The 16419-nt window shown below is 69.1% G+C and carries 17 protein-coding genes; 10 read left to right on the top strand and 7 right to left on the bottom strand.

The genetic code is table 11. The features are described from left to right. Positions 1-6: 6 nt before the first annotated feature. Positions 7-510, top strand: a complete 504-nt coding sequence (locus G6553_RS10845) for a hypothetical protein (RefSeq protein WP_166192184.1) — start codon at positions 7-9, stop codon at positions 508-510. A gap of 24 nt (positions 511-534) precedes the next feature. On the opposite strand, the gene G6553_RS10840 is transcribed toward G6553_RS10845, so the two are convergent. Continuing rightward, positions 535-1311 (bottom strand): exodeoxyribonuclease III, encoded by a 777-nt coding sequence (locus G6553_RS10840; protein WP_166192181.1) that lies wholly within the window; start codon positions 1309-1311, stop codon positions 535-537. Between the two features lie 31 nt (positions 1312-1342). Between G6553_RS10840 and G6553_RS10835 the strand changes: the two genes are divergently transcribed. Both G6553_RS10835 and G6553_RS22160 read left to right on the top strand, forming a co-directional pair. Next, entirely contained in the window at positions 1343-2059 is a 717-nt protein-coding gene (locus tag G6553_RS10835) for a CDP-alcohol phosphatidyltransferase family protein (protein WP_166192178.1), read from the top strand. Further along, positions 2056-2721, top strand: coding sequence for an HAD-IA family hydrolase (locus G6553_RS22160; RefSeq protein ID WP_166192175.1), 666 nt, complete (start codon positions 2056-2058; stop codon positions 2719-2721). Before G6553_RS10835 ends, G6553_RS22160 begins: the two co-directional genes overlap by 4 nt. 18 nt (positions 2722-2739) lie before the next feature. Here the strand turns inward: G6553_RS22160 and G6553_RS10825 are convergent, their stop codons facing one another. Beyond that, positions 2740-4104 carry an SLC13 family permease gene (locus tag G6553_RS10825; RefSeq protein WP_207619632.1) on the bottom strand — a complete coding sequence of 455 codons (1365 nt, stop codon included), beginning with the start codon at positions 4102-4104 and terminating at the stop codon, positions 2740-2742. A 108-nt stretch (positions 4105-4212) separates the two neighbouring features. Between G6553_RS10825 and G6553_RS10820 the strand changes: the two genes are divergently transcribed. Continuing rightward, positions 4213-4833: a GntR family transcriptional regulator gene (locus tag G6553_RS10820; protein ID WP_166192169.1), complete on the top strand. Its 621-nt coding sequence runs from the start codon at positions 4213-4215 to the stop codon at positions 4831-4833. 61 nt (positions 4834-4894) lie between these two features. Beyond that, a complete protein-coding gene (locus G6553_RS10815; RefSeq protein ID WP_166192166.1) occupies positions 4895-5662 on the top strand; it encodes a sulfite exporter TauE/SafE family protein in 768 nt (255 codons plus the stop codon). 10 nt (positions 5663-5672) lie between these two features. Here G6553_RS10815 and G6553_RS10810 read toward each other — a convergent pair whose 3' ends face one another. After that, positions 5673-6863, bottom strand: coding sequence for a cysteine desulfurase-like protein (locus G6553_RS10810; RefSeq protein ID WP_166192163.1), 1191 nt, complete (start codon positions 6861-6863; stop codon positions 5673-5675). 92 nt (positions 6864-6955) lie between these two features. Here G6553_RS10810 and G6553_RS21165 point away from each other — a divergent pair, with 92 nt between their 5' ends. Together G6553_RS21165 and ychF are read left to right on the top strand one after the other, a co-directional pair. Further along, entirely contained in the window at positions 6956-7138 is a 183-nt protein-coding gene (locus G6553_RS21165; RefSeq protein WP_166192160.1) for a hypothetical protein, read from the top strand. Positions 7139-7208: 70 nt separating this feature from the next. Continuing rightward, positions 7209-8285: a redox-regulated ATPase YchF gene (gene ychF / locus G6553_RS10800; protein ID WP_166192157.1), complete on the top strand. Its 1077-nt coding sequence runs from the start codon at positions 7209-7211 to the stop codon at positions 8283-8285. Between the two features lie 42 nt (positions 8286-8327). On the opposite strand, the gene G6553_RS10795 is transcribed toward ychF, so the two are convergent. Continuing rightward, on the bottom strand, positions 8328-9443 hold the full coding sequence (locus G6553_RS10795; RefSeq protein WP_166192154.1) for a site-specific integrase: 1116 nt from the start codon (positions 9441-9443) through the stop codon (positions 8328-8330). Between the two features lie 351 nt (positions 9444-9794). On the opposite strand from G6553_RS10795, the gene G6553_RS10790 reads away from it, so the two are divergent. Beyond that, positions 9795-9977: a helix-turn-helix domain-containing protein gene (locus tag G6553_RS10790; RefSeq protein WP_166192308.1), complete on the top strand. Its 183-nt coding sequence runs from the start codon at positions 9795-9797 to the stop codon at positions 9975-9977. Between the two features lie 276 nt (positions 9978-10253). On the opposite strand, the gene G6553_RS10785 is transcribed toward G6553_RS10790, so the two are convergent. Then, positions 10254-12662 carry an AAA family ATPase gene (locus G6553_RS10785; protein WP_166192151.1) on the bottom strand — a complete coding sequence of 803 codons (2409 nt, stop codon included), beginning with the start codon at positions 12660-12662 and terminating at the stop codon, positions 10254-10256. 394 nt (positions 12663-13056) lie between these two features. Next, positions 13057-13686 carry a potassium channel family protein gene (locus G6553_RS10780; protein ID WP_166192148.1) on the bottom strand — a complete coding sequence of 210 codons (630 nt, stop codon included), beginning with the start codon at positions 13684-13686 and terminating at the stop codon, positions 13057-13059. Between the two features lie 314 nt (positions 13687-14000). Here G6553_RS10780 and G6553_RS10775 point away from each other — a divergent pair, with 314 nt between their 5' ends. Together G6553_RS10775 and G6553_RS10770 are read left to right on the top strand one after the other, a co-directional pair. Next, the gene (locus G6553_RS10775; protein ID WP_166192145.1) at positions 14001-14777 is read left to right on the top strand and encodes an NERD domain-containing protein; all 777 of its coding nucleotides are present in this window, start codon (positions 14001-14003) and stop codon (positions 14775-14777) included. 179 nt (positions 14778-14956) lie between these two features. After that, entirely contained in the window at positions 14957-15955 is a 999-nt protein-coding gene (locus tag G6553_RS10770; RefSeq protein ID WP_166192142.1) for an IS481 family transposase, read from the top strand. A 75-nt stretch (positions 15956-16030) separates the two neighbouring features. On the opposite strand, the gene G6553_RS10765 is transcribed toward G6553_RS10770, so the two are convergent. After that, positions 16031-16419, bottom strand: a 389-nt coding sequence (locus G6553_RS10765; protein ID WP_166192139.1) for a hypothetical protein, incomplete at its 5' end; no start/stop codon positions are given.

The following is a 16419-nucleotide window of genomic DNA, read 5'->3' as shown; positions in this document are numbered from 1 at the left end:
GTCCCCGTGCACCTGACCCATGTCCCGCTCCGTGTCGCCACCGGCGCCTACATCCTGAACTCCGGTGTGAGCAAGCTGGGCGCCGACGAGGGGACCGCGCAGTTCCTCCACGGCGCCGCCGCCGGCACCTACCCGGGCCTCTTCCAGGACATGGAGCCGAAGCGGTTCGCCAAGGTCCTGGCCTACGGCGAGATCGCCGTCGGCGCCGCGCTGCTCACCCCCAAGGTGTCGGCGACCGTCGCGGGCGGGGCGCTGACGGCGTTCGGCGCGAGCCTCCTCGGCATGTACCTGAAGACCCCGTCGATGACCCTGGACGACGGCATCCGCCCCAGCCAGGAGGGCACGGCGGTGGCCAAGGACGTCTGGCTCGTCGGCGCCGGCCTCACGCTGCTCACCCAGGGCATCACCGGAGCCGCCAGGTCCGGGGTCAAGTCGACCCGCAAGGCGGCGCGGAAGGCGACGAAGCAGGCGACCAAGAAGGCCGCGAAGGTCTCCCCGCTCGGCAGCTGACGCCCGTCCCGCGGAGCGGGCCGGTCAGACGAGGTCGACGACCACCGGGGCGTGGTCGGAGGCTCCCTGGCCGGCCCGCTCCTCGCGGTCGATGAACGCGCCGGTGACGCGCTCGGCGAAGGGCGCGGAGCCGAGCACGAAGTCGATCCGCAGCCCGCGGTTGCGCTCGTAGCGCTGCCGGTAGTAGTCCCAGTAGGTGTAGACCTCCGGGCCGGGCGCGTGCGGCCGGACCACGTCGACGTACCCGTCGTCGAGGAAGGCCTGGAACGCCGCGCGCTCCCGTGGCGTCACGTGCGTCGAGGTCGCGAACTGCTTGGGGTCGAAGACGTCCTCGTCGGTCGGCGCGATGTTCCAGTCGCCCACCAGCGCCGTCGGCGTCGTGCGCCACTCCTGCGCGGCCTGGCGCAGCCGGCCCAGCCAGTCGAGCTTGTAGTGGTAGTGCGGGTCGTCGACCTTGCGGCCGTTGGGCACGTAGAGCGACCACACGCGTACGCCACCGCAGGTCGCGCCCACGGCGCGCGCCTCGGACTCGGCCGGGTCGCCCCAGCCGGGCTGGCCGGGGAAGCCGACCTCGACGTCCTCCAGCCCCACCCGGCTGAGCACGGCGACGCCGTTCCACTGGTTGGTGCCGGCGTACGCGACCTCGTAGCCCATCGACTGCAGCCCCATGAGCGGGACCTGCTCCTCGCGCGCCTTGGTCTCCTGGAGGGCCAGGACGTCCACGTCGTGCCGCTCGAGGAAGGCCTCGACGCGGGCGATGCGGGAGCGGAGGGAATTGACGTTCCACGTGGCGATGCGCACGCACGCCACCCTAAGCACCTAGGTTCTAGGCATGGACCGGGCGGCTGCGTGGATGGTGCACGCCTACACGATGTCCGGGGCCGTGCTGGGCCTGCTGATGGTGCACCTGGCCTACCAGGGCGAGGTCGAGGCGGTGCTGTGGCTGTTCCTGGTCGCGATGCTCGTCGACGGCACCGACGGGTTCCTGGCGCGACGGTTCCGGGTCAAGCAGGTCGTGCCCGAGCTCGACGGCGCGCTGCTGGACAACATCGTCGACTACCTGACCTACGCGTTCGCGCCGATGGTGTTGCTCTGGGCGACCGGCCGGTTGCCCGACGGCGCCTGGGGCGGCGTGGTGGCGGCGGTGCCGCTGGTCGCGTCGTGCTACCAGTTCTGCCGCAGCGACGCGAAGACCGAGGACCACTTCTTCCTCGGCTTCCCCAGCTACTGGAACATCGTGGCCTTCCACGTCTTCGTGCTCGACCTGTCGGTGCCTGCGACGGTGGTGCTCCTGCTCGTGCTGGCGGTGCTGGTCTTCGTCCCGGTGCGCTACGTCTACCCCTCGCGCACCGAGGCGCTGTGGGGGCTCAACATGACGTTCGCGACGGCGTGGCTCGGCGTCTACGCGCTGCTCGTCGTCGACCTGCCGGACCCCTCGCCGTTCCTGGTCGCGGCCTCGCTCGCGTACGTCGCGTACTACGCCGCCGTCAGCGGCTGGCTGACGCTCTCGGGCCGCCGTCGGGGGGCGTCGCTACCGTCGGCGGCGTGATCGTCACCTTCGACCTGTTCAGCGCCCTCACCGACAGCCGCACCGGCGCCTCGCGCGTGCTGGCCGACCTCGCCGCGACGCGCGGGTGGGGGCAGTCGGGGGAGGAGCTCTACGACCGCTGGGACGGTCACAACAAGGCGCTCCAGCGCACCGCGGTCGCGCCCACCACGTTCCACGACGTCTCGCTCGAGGCGCTGTCGCGGGCCTGGCGCGAGCTCGGCCACGACCAGTCGTACGTCGCCGGCGACCTCGCCGTGCTGGAGGAGTCGGTCGCGGACTGGCCGCTGTGGCCCGACGTCGCCGCGGGGGTCGCCGGCGTGGCCGCGGAGCACCGCGTCGGGCTGCTGTCCAACGTCGACGACGCCCTCGCTCGGCGGACCCGCGCGCACGCGCTGGTCGACCCGGACCTGGTGCTGACCAGCCAGCGGCTCGGCGCGTACAAGCCCAGCCGCGAGATCTACGCCCGCGCCGCGGCCGAGGTCGCCCCGGACCGGCTGGTCCACGTGGCGGCGTCCGCACGCGACGTACGCGGAGCGCTGGAGGCGGGTCTGGCGACGGTGCGCCTGGCGCGGCCGGGCCACGTCGTGGACGAGACAGGGCCGCGGCCGCCGGTCGAGGTGACCGACGCCGCGGCCCTGGCCGAGGCGGTCGCCGGGGTCTGACCCGGCGGGTGGGACGGATCAGGCGGTGGTGACCACCAGCAGGCCCCAGGCGACGATCGGGGCGATGACCACGATCGACATGCCCCACTGCATGAGCCGCTTGAAGACCACCTCGCGGTCGGCGGCGTCGGCGTTGGCGACGACCAGCGCGCCGTTGGTGGAGAAGGGGCTGCAGTCGACCACCGAGCTGGAGATCGCCAGCGCGGCGATCAGGCCGACCGCGTTGACCTGGTCGGTGAGCAGGAACGGCACGGCGAGCGGGATGAGCGCGCCGATGATGCCGGTGGTCGAGGCGAAGGCGGAGACCACGGCCGCGATGAAGCAGATGAGCAGCGCGGCGACGAGCGGGGCGCCGACCTCGGCCACCTGCTCGCCGAGCCAGTCGACGACGCCCTGGTCCTGGAGCAGGTTCACGTAGGTGACGATGCCGCCGATCAGCAGGACGGTGCCCCAGCTGATCTTCTCGACCGCACCCTTGGCGGAGTCGGGGAAGGCGAGGGTGAGGACGACCGCGATGGTCAGCGCGGTGAAGCCGACGTCGAGGTCGAACCCGAGCGCGCCCACCATCAGCGCCACGAGGCCGCCGAGGGTGACGATGCGCTGCGCGTCGAGCGTGTGGTGCTCGTCGTCGCGGTCGGCGTCGCTCTTCGCGGAGGTCGCGCGGCCGGCCTCGACGGCCGAGTGCGGGACGCCGGGCCCGCCCGAGCGCATGACGGCGTGGCTCGCGGCCTCCGCCTCGGCGCCGAGCGCGGCGCCGGCGGTGGCCTCCTTGCCGCGGGCGATGAGCGCGCGGCCGCCGAAGGCGACGTAGGTGATCGCGGCGATGAGCGCGGCGGCGGTGAAGGTGGTGAGGAAGAGGACCAGCTGGTTGCCCGGCAGGTCGTTCTGGTCGACGACACCGTTGGTGATCGAGCCGAAGATGCCGATGGGGGAGAAGGAGCCCGCGGTCGCGCCCTGCACGACCATCATGCCCATCATCATCGGGTTGATGGAGTAGCGCAGCGCGAAGCCCATCGCCACCGGCGCGACGATCGCGACGGCGGCCGGGCTGACCGCGCCGATCGAGGTGACGGCCGCGCAGACGAGGAACATCGCCCACGGCACGAGCGCCACCCGGCCGCCCACGGCCCGGACGGCCGCGTGGACGATCCAGTCGACGGTGCCGTTGTTCTTGGCGAGCGCGAACAGGTACGTGACGCCGACGAGGATGACGAACAGGTCGCTCGGGAAGCCGGTCAGCACCCCGTCGACCTCGAGGTCGTAGACGGTGAGACCCACGACGAACGCCGCGACGAGCGCGAGCGCACCCATGTTGACGCCCCGGACGGTCGCCACGAGGAAGACGACCACGAGGACCGCCAGCGAGATGAGTTCGGTGGACACAGCAGTTTCCCATCCGGTTGTGATGCGCGTCATGCGCCGGGAGGAGCGACGATAGTCAGTGGCTAGGCCACCTGACAACCGGGCCACCGGTTCACTAGGATCCGGACCATGCCCGACGAGCCGTCCGCGCGCCGCCTCACGCCCCTGCGGCGCGAGCGCCTCTACGAGAGCCTGGCCGCGCACATCTCGGACTTCATCGAGGCCCAGGGGCTCGTGGGTGGCGACCGGTTGCCGCCCGAGCGCCAGCTGGCCGCCGAGCTCGGCGTCAGCCGGGCGACGCTGTCCCGGGCGCTCGCCGCGCTCGAGACGCGCGGCCGGATCGAGGTGCGCCACGGGGTCGGCGCGCTCGTCCGCGAGCCGGGGCCTGCCGGCGGCGTACCCACCTGGGAGGCGAGCCTCGCCGCCCGCCCCCGCTCGGAGGTGCTCGTCGCCCGCGAGGCGGTGCTGGCCGGCCTGGCGCGGACCGCCGCCGGCGCGGACAGCTCGCTGCGGACCGCGATGCTCGCGCCCGACGGTCGGCAGCGCACCTTCGACCACACCTGGCGGTGCGTACGCCGCCTGGCCGGCGACGGGCTGCTGGCCGAGCTCGACGACGCCCTCGCCGGGCACGCCCCCGGGCCGGGGGATTCCGCCGAGGTGCACCAGCGGCTCGACGCGCTCGCCGACGCGGTGCTCCGCGGGGACGCGGCCGCGGCGGCCACGACCTGCCAGGGCATGCTGGGCGGCTGACCGTCCGCCGTCGACGGACGGACGACACGGCCCGCCTCGGGCCAGGAGAGGGACGCACGTGGTGGACGGCCTGCTCGAGCACGTCTGGGTGGTGCTCGCCGGCTTCGGCGCGGGTCTGCTGACCTCGACGGTCGGCGTCGCGAGCCTGCTCAGCTTCCCCGTGCTGCTCGCGGTCGGGCTGCCGCCGGTCGTCGCGAACGTGTCGAACACCCTCGGCCTCATCCCCGCCGGCGCCGGCGGCGCGGTGGGCTTCCGCGACGAGCTGCGGGTCGAGCCGCGGCTGACCCGGCAGGTCATCGGGCTCTCCGCCGTCGGCGGCCTGGGCGGGGCGGTGCTCCTCCTCGCGCTGCCGTCGAGCGTCTTCGAGGCGGTCGTGCCGTGGCTGATCCTCGGCACCTGCGTGCTCGTCGCCGCCCAGCCCCGGATCTCCGCCGCGCTGCGGGCCCGCCACGGCCATGCCGACCGACCGCCGCGGCTGCGGCTCACGCCGGTCGCGACGCTGTTCGTGGTGCTCACCGGGGTCTACGGCGGCTACTTCGGCGCCGGTGCGGGCGTCATGATGATCGCCGTCCTCGCGTTGAGCCTCGACATCGACTTCGGCGTGGTCGCCGGCATCCGCACCACCTCGCTGATGGCCTCGAACATCGTCGCCGGTGTCGTCTTCACCTTCGTCGCCGACGTCGACTGGACGGTCGTCGCGCTCATGGCCGTCAGCTCGGTCGCCGGCGGCTACCTCGGTGCGCGGGTCGCCCGTCGCCTGCCCGCGACCGTGCTGCGCACCGGCGTGCTGGTCGCCGGCATCGTCACCGTCGTGACGATGCTGGTCTGACGTCGCGCCCTCAGGCGCGGACGAGGCCCGCGACCGCCGCGACGAGGCGGTCGACGTCCTCGACGGTGGTGTACGCCGCCAGGCCGGCGCGCACGCCGCCGGTGTCCCCGAGCCCGGCGTGCCGCGACGCCTCGATCGCGTAGAAGTGGCCCGCCGGCGCGTTGACACCCTCCGAGGCCAGGTGCCGCGCGACGTCGACGGGCGCGTGGCCGGCGAGGGTGAACAGCACGGTCGGCGTCCGGTGCGCCGGCGCGCCGTGGAGCGTCACGACGTCGATCTCGCGGAGCCCGTCGACGAGGTGGGCGAGCAGGTCGTCCTCGTGCTGCTCGGCGGCCGCCATCGAGCGCACCAGCCGCTCGCGCCGGGTGCCCTGGCCCGGCTCGAGACCGGCCATGAAGTCGACGGCCGCGGTCACGCCGGCCAGCAGCTCGTGGGGGAGCGTGCCGAGCTCGAACCGCTCCGGCACGACGTCGGTCGACGGCAGCAGCTTGTCCGGGTGCAGGGTCTCCAGGAACGCCGGGTCGCCGGCGAGCACCCCGAGGTGCGGGCCGAAGAACTTGTACGGCGAGCACGCGAGCAGGTCCGCCCCGAGCTCCGACCGGTCGACCGGTGCGTGCGGGGCCAGGTGCACCGCGTCGACGTACGACAGGGCGCCGGCCTCCCGGGCCAGGGCCGCCAGGCGGCGTACGTCGGGGCGGGTGCCGAGCAGGTTCGACGCCGCCGTGACCGCGACGAGGCGTGTGCGGTCGGTCAGCAGCGGGGCGACGTCGTCCAGCTCGCCGGTCGCCGGGTCGAAGTCGAGCCAGCGCACCGTCGCGCCCGCGCGCTCGGCGGCGACCACCCACGGGCGGATGTTGGCGTCGTGGTCGAGCCGGGTCACCACGACCTCGTCACCCGGGCCCCACGAGCGGGACAGCGTGCGGGCCATGTCGAACGTCAGCTGCGTCATCGAGCGACCGAAGACGACGCCGCGGGCGTCGGTGCCGAGCAGGTCGCCGGCGGCCGCGCGGGCCTCCGCGACCACGCGCTCGGTGCGGGCCTCGGCCTCGGTGGTCGTGCCGCGGTTGCCGAGGCCGGCCGTCATCGCCGCCGCCACCGCGTCGGCGACCTGACGGGGCACCTGCGAGCCGCCCGGCCCGTCGAAGTGGGCTACCCCGAGGTCGAGGGCGGGGAAGCAGGCACGGATGCGGGCGATGTCCACGCCGCGATGCTGCCACCCCGGGCGTGCCACGGATTGCGGTGGCCCGGCGACGGGCACCGGACGGGACCAGCACCTCGAGGGAGGAGAACGAGATGGGCATGTTGAACCAGGTCGTGAGCAGGGTGGCCGGCGGAGCACGGCGTACGCCGCGGACGGGCGGCGTCGGAGCCGGCGGCCTCGGCGCCGGACGGGCGACGACCGGCGGCACCGGACGTCGTGCGCAGGACGAGGCGATCGGCCGCGGGGTACGCGGCCTGCTGCGCCGCTTCCGCTGAGCAGCCGCACCACCGAGGGACCCGGTCGTGATTCGGCCGGGTCCCTCGCCGCTCCGTAGAGTGGCCGCCCGTGGCTCTCACCATCGGCATCGTCGGGCTCCCCAACGCGGGCAAGTCCACCCTCTTCAACGCCCTGACCAAGAACGACGTCCTCGCGGCGAACTACCCGTTCGCCACCATCGAGCCGAACGTCGGGGTCGTGGGCGTGCCGGACGAGCGGCTGCCGGTGCTCGCGGAGATCTTCGGCAGCGCCAAGATCCTCCCGGCGACCGTGGAGTTCGTCGACATCGCCGGCATCGTGCGCGGCGCCTCGGAGGGCGAGGGGCTGGGCAACAAGTTCCTCTCCCACATCCGCGAGTCCGCGGCGATCTGCCAGGTCACGCGGGTCTTCCGCGACGAGGACGTCACCCACGTCGACGGCGAGGTCAACCCCGCCAACGACATCTCCACCATCCAGACCGAGCTGGTCCTGGCCGACCTGCAGACGGTCGAGAAGGCGATCCCGCGGCTGGAGAAGGAGGCCCGCGGCAACAAGTCGCTCGCGGCCAACCTCGACGCCGCCAAGGAGGCGCTCGGCCACCTCGAGGCCGGCACCCCGATCATCGCCACGTCGGTCGACCGCGATCTCGTCCGCGAGCTGTCCCTGCTGACCGCGAAGCCGTTCATCTACGTCTTCAACTGCGACGCCGACGAGCTCGCCGACGAGGCGCTCAAGGACCGGATGCGAGAGCTCGTCGCGCCGTCCGAGGCGATCTTCCTCGACGCGAAGTTCGAGTCCGAGCTGGTCGAGCTCGGCGACGACGACGAGGCCCGCGCGATGCTCACCGAGATGGGCGTCGAGGAGCCCGGCCTCGACGTGCTCGCCCGCGTCGGCTTCGACACCCTCGGCCTGCAGACCTACCTGACCGCCGGCCCCAAGGAGACGCGGGCCTGGACGATCAAGAAGGGCGCCACCGCCCCCGAGGCCGCCGGCGTCATCCACACCGACTTCCAGCGCGGCTTCATCAAGGCCGAGATCGTCTCCTTCGCCGACCTCGTCGAGGCCGGCTCCATGCAGAAGGCCAAGGAGGCCGGCAAGGTCCGCATGGAGGGCAAGGACTACGTCATGGCCGACGGCGACGTCGTGGAGTTCCGCTTCAACGTGTGAGCGGGCGCTGTTTGCGCAGGTCAGACGGGGTGTCGAGGCCTCTTAAGGCCGGTTTGCCCTCACAGTGCCCTCACCAGAGCCGGCGACTTCGGTGAACAGGTGCGCCGCGGCGTCCCGCACCCGGTCCTCCGCGGAGGGCCACAGGTGGGCGTAGGTGGTCAGCGTCGTGGTCGACTTCGCGTGGCCCAAGGCACGCTGGACGGCGACCACGTCGCAGCCCGCGGCGATCAACCCGGAGGCGTAGAAGTGCCGTAGGTCGTGCAGCCGGACACCAGTGACCCCCGCCCTCTTCAGGGTGGTGCGCCACCGGTGACCGACGGTGTTCTGGTGCGGCGGGACGTCCTCGACCTCAGCGAACAGCCAGTCGTAGGGCAGCCCCAGCGCAACGTGCTCGGAGAGCATCTCCAGCAGCGCATCCGGGACATGGACGGTGCGCTCGGAGCTGTACTTCGGCAACCGGATCTCGACAGCGCCGTCGAGACGCTGAACCTGCCGGCGCACGTGCACCTGCCGGCGCAGGAAGTCGACGTCGCTGACCTGAAGCGCGGCAGCCTCTCCCAGCCGCAGGCCCGCGAAGGCACACAGCCCGACGAAGGCGCGGAACCGCGGCTCCGAGGCCTCGAGAACCGCCCGCACGACCTCGGGGGAGGGAATCGTCATTGCCGCTTCCCGCTTGCGCAGCCGGGGAAGGCGGACCTGCGCGGTCGGGTCGAGGGCGATCATGCCGTCACGAACAGCCGCGCGAAACACGGACCGGACGTTGACGAACCGGGTCTTGATCGTGCCCGGCGCGAGCGGGCGCGGTCTGGTTGCTGTCGCCACCGTCATCGACTTCACCCACGCCTCAACGTGGCTAGGACGGATCAGTCGCAGGTCGACCTCAGCGAAGGTCGTGGACCGGGCGGCCAACGACATCGCCTTCCGCGTGCCATCGGTCCACAGCTGGTCCCGACCCCAAGCCTCGAAGTAGGCCAGGAACGACACCTTGCCCGCCTCCGGATCGACCCAGCGGCCCCGGTCCAGCGCGTCGAGCTGCTGCCGGCGCCACCGCACCGCGTCGACCTGCTTGTCGAATGACCGCTCGTGTTGCCGACCGGTCTCGGGGTTGCGGTAGCGAGCCCGCCAAGAGTCGCCGCGACGGCTGATCCCCTCAGGCATGGACGGCCCCCGGTGGCTGCTTGAACGCCATGGCCTACCTCTCTGACCTGATCACGGTAACCGCGCCGTCCGACAACGGTCGAGGTCGACGACTAGTGCCATTCCATCGGTCGTGGTCCCTTGCGGTCGCTGAGGAGGACGGGACCCGAACTGCTCGAGGTGATCGCCCGCGGGTGGTCGCCGCCCTTTGGTGACTAACGAGCCGCAACCACCATCGACCTCGGGAGATCCGACGCTATGCGACACAACAAGAAGGCCCAGGACCAGCCGACCCTCTGGGACCAGCCGCGGGACAGCCGCCCGCCAGTCCCGACGCCGCCTCCGCTGCCGACTCACCGTCCGACCAAGCCGATGGAGCACCAGGAGCTGTGGAACATCGAAGACGTGGCGAACTACCTCGGAGTGCCCAAGCAGACCGTCTATGCCTGGCGAACGACGGGCTACGGGCCTCAGGGCTTCCGGGTCGGGAAGCATCTCCGCTGGCGCGCCACAACGGTCATCGCCTGGACCCTGGGGCTGGAACAGCAGACGTAGGGATCCACCCGAGCGGCCGGCGGAGCAAGGGACGCGGCACGGTGAAGCGCTGCCAGAGACACGGGCCGCCACGCGGCCGATCGTTCCGGCAACGCGTTTGCACGGGCACTGTCGTCAGGCCCCTGGAACTCGCTACCTGCTACGACGGTTCTGGCTCGGCGGGCATCCCGCCCAGATTTGACGCGATCGCAGGGACGCGCAATCGAACACCAATGCCGAGCTCTGCCCCTCGAGGGGGCGTCAAACGACACGGCCCTGGCGCCCGAACCTAGTCACCTATCCAGCTGGCGGATGGTGGGCTGCCTTTCGGACGGCTTTGTACGCCAGCCCGTCGAGCGCCCTGACCAGACCCTCGAAGTCGCCAACGAGCGTCCTGGGCTCAGAATCGAGCTCGAACGCAGCGAACCAGGTGCGCATCTCAGCGCGGACGTCTTCAGCTTCCGGGCTGAAGTCGAGCTGGCTGCCTACTTCTTCGATGAGGGCGACAACATCTTCGCGGCGCGCCTGGGTTGGGTGAGTGCGGGTGAAATCCCGCTTGGCGCGATTGATGCGGCTCGAGATTTTCTCCACCGACTCAGCGCGTTCCGCGGCACGCTGGCACTTCGCGATCTCCGCCAGCAGGAGCCGAAAGTTGGCTTCAGCTACCTTTCTTTCGTCCGTTGAGACCGACCCAGGCACGACTCCGGTCAGCGCGTCCACCGTCGCGCGGGCGAATGCAACCTTGTCGAGATGGAACGACTCCGCGCCCGCCTTTGTGGCGATCGCCTTCTCGAGGAACTTCAGCGTTCCACCGTTGTTGACCGGCTTTTCGCCCCCAGTTGCGGCAGGCGTAAACACGGTCTCAGGCGTCAGTCCCATCGTGAGCGGATCGATGCTCGGGACGAACTCTTTGCAGTACAGGGATGCCGCGAGGACTGCAACGTTGAACGGGATGATGTCCTCGATGCCAACGAGCCCGTGCGGGTTGTCGGTCGCGAGCCCGTCCAGCGAGCCCTGACCGAGTTGAAGTACGAGGTCAGAGTCGAGGAGTTTGTCACCGTACGCGCCGCCCGCGGCCAAGTCTGCCTTCGCTTCAGTCCCGGCTTTGTCGTTGTCCAGGAGGGCGACAACCGGCGGCTTGTCGATGTCACGTCCCCGGGCCAAGTACACGAGGTACGGAATGTGGCGGGTCCCTCCCGCGGGAACGAGGGTGATGTGGTTCAGGTCAAGGCGGTCACGGGCAGAAACCCCGAGCGTCTTCAACCATCGCGAAGCTCCCGCGATGAGGACCTGATCGGAGGGCCCTTCCACAATCAGGTTGCAGTTCCCGATGAACGTCGTTTCCGCGACGAAACTACCGAATGCCGACCGCAGCGGCTCATAGTGGTTGGACGCGGCGCTAGTCACGACGCGGGTACCTTCGTCATGCTCGCCCTTTTCCAGAACGCGGATGCGATCGGCTTCGTTCTTGTCAATGAGGAACGGAGAGTGGGTCACGTACACGACCTGAACTGCCTTGCGGCCCTCTCGGCCGGGGTCGGCAAAATCGTCGAAGATGCGCAAGAGGTCTTGCTGACCGGACGAGGACAGGAACTGGTCAGGCTCATCCATCAGGAGGATCTCGGGTCGCCCATCCTCTCGCGGTTCGTGCGCAAGGTACTGCACGAAGTATGAGAGGAAGTACTTCAAACCAGCGCTGCGCTCGTCGAAGCCGTAGGTGCGCCCGGTTCGGTCACGGATCATGAAGATGAGGTCGAACTCGTATAGCGAAACGAATAGCTCGAACTGGGAGTCCTGGGACCACCAGTGGGGGAAGTCGAGGGCTTTGGCAAGCTCTGCATTGATGGTGTCGACCATACTGTTTGCGTAGCCGTTCTTCTTCTTGACGTGCTCTTGGAGCTCTTTGATGAGCTCCTTTTTGATGCCAGCCACCTTGAAGATGAGGTCGGCCGCGAGCTTGTACATCTCAAGCTCGTCCTCGGACGCCTGCCGCGCAGGCCGGATCATGGAAGCGATCGACGCCGCATTCGTCGATACTGCAGCGTCGGACTCGAACCAAGCATTGTTCTTTTGCAGACCGTCCCAAAGCTCGCGCAAGAAGTCGCGCCCCAACGGAGCGGACTTGTTGCCGGAGACCAAGTAGTCCAAGGGGACGCTGTCTGGGAGCGGAACGTCCGCGTCGATGCGGAACGGCACCGGAACCCCGAGATCCGCGAGCGCCGCGGCAGGCTTCTCGACGTTCGCAGGGCCTGTCCACCTTTCGCCCTGACGCACGTACACCCTTACTTTCGGAGTCTGGTTCATCCGGAAGATCGCAACCCTCTCGACATCGTCAAGATCCTTGTGCGCCGAGTTCTTCTCGATGGTCTTGATGTCATCTGCGGTGATGTCCGAGAAGACGGCCCCGAACTCGGGAAGCACGATGTCGTTGTGGATGCCAAAGAACTTCGAGTACCGACAAAAGTCGCTTCGCTCGTACCCCTTCCCGGTCAGCGCCGCCTCGATGGCGCTGAGCACTTGGGACTTTCCGGACTCATTGGCTCCCACAACGGTGGTGATACCGGGACGAAGCTTGATGCGCACGAAGGGGTACTCCCCGTCGGGGGTGCCGTCCCACGGATCCGCCTGGTACTTCTCGGCCGAAGCCCGGATGAAGTCGTAGTTCAGAGACCGGTAGAACCTGGCGTAGACCGAGTGCAGTTTCATGGTCGTCCTATCGTGGGAATGAGAGGTCTGACTTTGCCACGCGCCTCCGACACGTGAAGTCGTATCGGAACAACTCGCAACTCCTTAGGTCACTCGGCCCGGGCCGGCACCTGCGACCGCGGGGAGAGGCACCTGCCGCAAACGGTCTCCGGCGTCCAGATCCGTGTCACATTGGAGTTGCATCGGCGACTGCGGGTGCTGGAAGGATCCCTGGAGTGCGTGCCCGAAGGTTCGTTCTGCGTCGCCACGGCATTCACCGGCACTGGTCTCGACCCGCTTGACGTTTCCAGCCGAGGAGCACGGAGAGCTGATGTTCTCGGTTGTCCTGACGGTACCCGCGTCTTCTCGCCGCCTGTCAGCGCGAGCTGAGGGTCCATCTCGCGGACAGGCCTCGCTACCCCGCTCGCTCCGCCTGGACCCGTCCCAAGATCCACGTAGCGACCGAGGCAGTGACTGCGCCGACTAGGCCGATGCCGACCAGCATCAGCACGACCGCCACCACACGGCCTTCAATGGTCACAGGGAAACGGTCGCCATACCCGACCGTCGTGACCGTGGTGCAGGCCCACCACAACGCGTCACCAAACGTGGTGATGTTGGCCCCTGGGTGGTCTTGCTCGGCGTCGAGGACAACAAGTGCCCCTAACCCCACGGCCATGCCAGCAGCGGCCGCTACGTACACGAGCACCCGACCCGCTAGCGAGGACGCTGCCGATCGGTCGAGGATGCGAACTAGAGCTAGCAAGCGCAACAGCCGGAGGGGCCGAAGAGCCGGGAGCACCACGAGGGCAACGTCGTACCAGTGCTGGACGGCGTACCGGCGCCACTGCTCGGCTAGCAGGAGTCGTACACCCAAGTCGACGGCGAACGCTACCCAAACCGCCCATGAGACGGCGGTTAGGAATGCACGTAGGTCGGGGTCCAAGCGCGGGTCGAGCACCGGCCACGCGTATGCCCCGAGAAAGGCGAGCGCCAACAGGATTAGCGGGACCTCGGCCCGCCGTTCCCACCGCTCGACCGTCACGGCGGCAGTCTGCCAGCGCGAGGCCGTCGCGGGTCGCACTGGCTCCGCCGAGTGCAGTTCGTCGCCGTCCGGTGCGAACAAGGAGCCCCGGTTCGCACCCGGCAAAGACGCGCCGCAGAAATGACTGCTAGGTGTCGCCGTGCGGAGTCGGCGACCGGATAGCTTCCGTATCTCCGGCGAACTGGAGCACCTAACACATCAGAGCGCGCCGGGCCACCGATGGATCCACGGCTCCTTCGCCGAGCAACCGCATTCCACCAGCGGCGCCAGCCGGCGTGCGGTTGACTCGACTTCGTAGCCAGAGAGGAAGTCGAGTGACCAGGTTCAAGCCGTTCTCGCGTCGCAAGTTGAACAAGCTCCTTCGCGACTGGAGCAGGAAGCGTTGGAGGCTGTTGACCGGTCTCTCGTTTGTCATGCTCGGCCTGATCGCGGTTGTCACGTCCGTCACCATCGTGTTCGTGCCGCATACGCCCTTCATGTGGTGGGCTGTCGGCGCCACCCAGGCTGGGATGGTCGCGGCGTTCCTGTTGCTGATCCAGTCTGCGTTCTTCGCTCACGAACGCGAGGCCGTCAGTCAGCTCCGCGGGGCGTGGGGCGAGGACAACACTCGCAGCGAACTTCAACGCGCTAAGCGAAAGGGACACGTCTGGGGCTGGGTCGACAGCATCCAATTGCAAGGGAGCGACATCGACCACCTCGTCGTCACCAAATGCGGTGGTCTCGTCGCCATCGACAGCAAGTGGCGCAGCCACGGCAACGACGTAGCTCAGATGGCGGCCAGCGCTCGGAGAGCAGCGATGCGCGCCGAAGGCATCACCCGGACTCTTCTGGCGAACGAGCGCGGAGCACGCCACCGCTCCAAGGCGAAGCCGTTGACTGTCACGCCCGTGGTCGTCGTCTGGGGCGCGGCACAGCACGACGTGCCCGACGGATACAGTGCCGACGACGTCGCTTTTATCGCTGGGCGCCGGTTGCTCACGTGGCTCGCGACCCTCGAAACAGAACAGGTGTCCAAGGAGGCAGGCAGGGACCTAGTCACACGACTCGAGGACTACAGAGCGGGCAACTGGGCCAGCAACAGCACAATGTGACTACCTCGTACTCGCCGTCATTTGAGTAGCCGAGGAGCGCCATCCCGCTGCCCCGCTGCCTAGCTGTGATGTCCAGGGAGGTTGTTCAACCCGGGATCGGTGAGCCTGCCTGATAGACGAAGGCCTCCGGTTGTGAAGTGGAGCTGTCTAGTTCACCGCTTCACGGACCAGAGGCCCTCATGTCCCACGCTAACGCTGCTCTGACCCCGCGCGCCCGTCTACGTCTCGCCCAACTCATCGTCGACGGCGGGTGGACCTACGCCGCAGCAGCCAAGATGTTCATGGTCGCTCCGCGCACCGCGAAGAAGTGGGCTGATCGCTACCGCGGTGAAGGGCGCGCCGGGATGGTCGATCGCAGTTCCCGTCCGCGCACCAGCCCGACCAAGACCCCGCCCGAGGTCGTGCGTCAGATAGTGCGACTGCGCTGGCGGCACCGACTCGGACCCGTCCAGATCGCCGGCCAGCTCGGGCTGCAGGCCTCGACCGTGCACGCGGTGTTGGTGCGGTGTCGGATCAATCGCCTCTCCCACATCGACCGGGTCACCGGCGAACCGCTGCGGCGCTACGAGCACCCCCACCCGGGCTCGCTGATCCACGTCGACGTCACCAAGTTCAGCAACATCCCCGACGGCGGCGGACACAAGTTCCTCAGCCGTCAGCAGAGCAAAGCCAACGCCGTGGCTACGGCGCAACGCACTGGCAAACGCGGCAAGGAATCTCGTCCACTGATCGGCACAGCGTTCGTGCACACCGTCATCGACGACCACTCCCGCCTGGCCTACGCCGAGATCTGCACCGATGAGAGGGCCGCTACCGCGGTCGGTGTCCTTCGACGTGCGGTGGCGTGGTTTGCCGAGCGCGGCGTCACCGTGGAGCGGGTGCTGTCCGACAACGGCAGCTGCTACCGGTCATTCGCCTGGCGTGACGCGTGTGGCGAGCTAGGCATCATCCACAAACGAACCCGGCCCTACAGGCCCCAGACGAACGGCAAGATCGAGCGCTTCCACCGCACCCTGGCCGACGGCTGGGCCTACGCCCGGCTCTACGACTCAACCGACCAGCGCAACGCCGTGCTGCCCGCATGGCTGCACTTCTACAATCACCACCGCGCCCACTCCGCGATCGGAGGCCGGCCACCGATCACCCGGCTGACCAACCTGCCCGGACATCACACCTAGCCGAGATTGCTCGGACGTCTGCTCGTGCGATGAGCGGTCGAGTCACGCCAGTGACCCAGGCCCTGGGTCAGTCTCTTACGGGAGCGGCTCCCCTCCCTCGGGAAGCGCTGGCGGGAGTTCGGGCTCCCACGGCTCGCCGGCCATGTTGATGAAACTGGCGACCTCGCCCTCCCATCCCGCGCGCGTCGCATGCGCAGCCAACCACTCGCAATCGGCCTTTAAGCGGTCGAACGTGCTTGGAAACAGTTCCTTGGGAACGAGGGGACCCTTCTTGCCCTGCAGGTGAGTGATGCCAACAGTGGCCGGTCCACCGACGCGATAGGCCGGGCCGACGACACTAAGGGAGTGACCGACGAAGTCGCGCACCTGCTTGGCCCGGTTGTAGATCATCCGGGCGTGACTGAGATCGCCGGTGTAGCCAATCTCGTCGGCGAACGCCTCGAACAGCGGCATCCGCTGGTCGT

It is taken from the genome of Nocardioides sp. IC4_145, assembly GCF_011250565.1.
GTDB lineage: Bacteria > Actinomycetota > Actinomycetes > Propionibacteriales > Nocardioidaceae > Nocardioides.
Note: the sequence above shows the minus strand (reverse complement) of the source record. Positions and strands in the feature narration are given on the sequence as shown.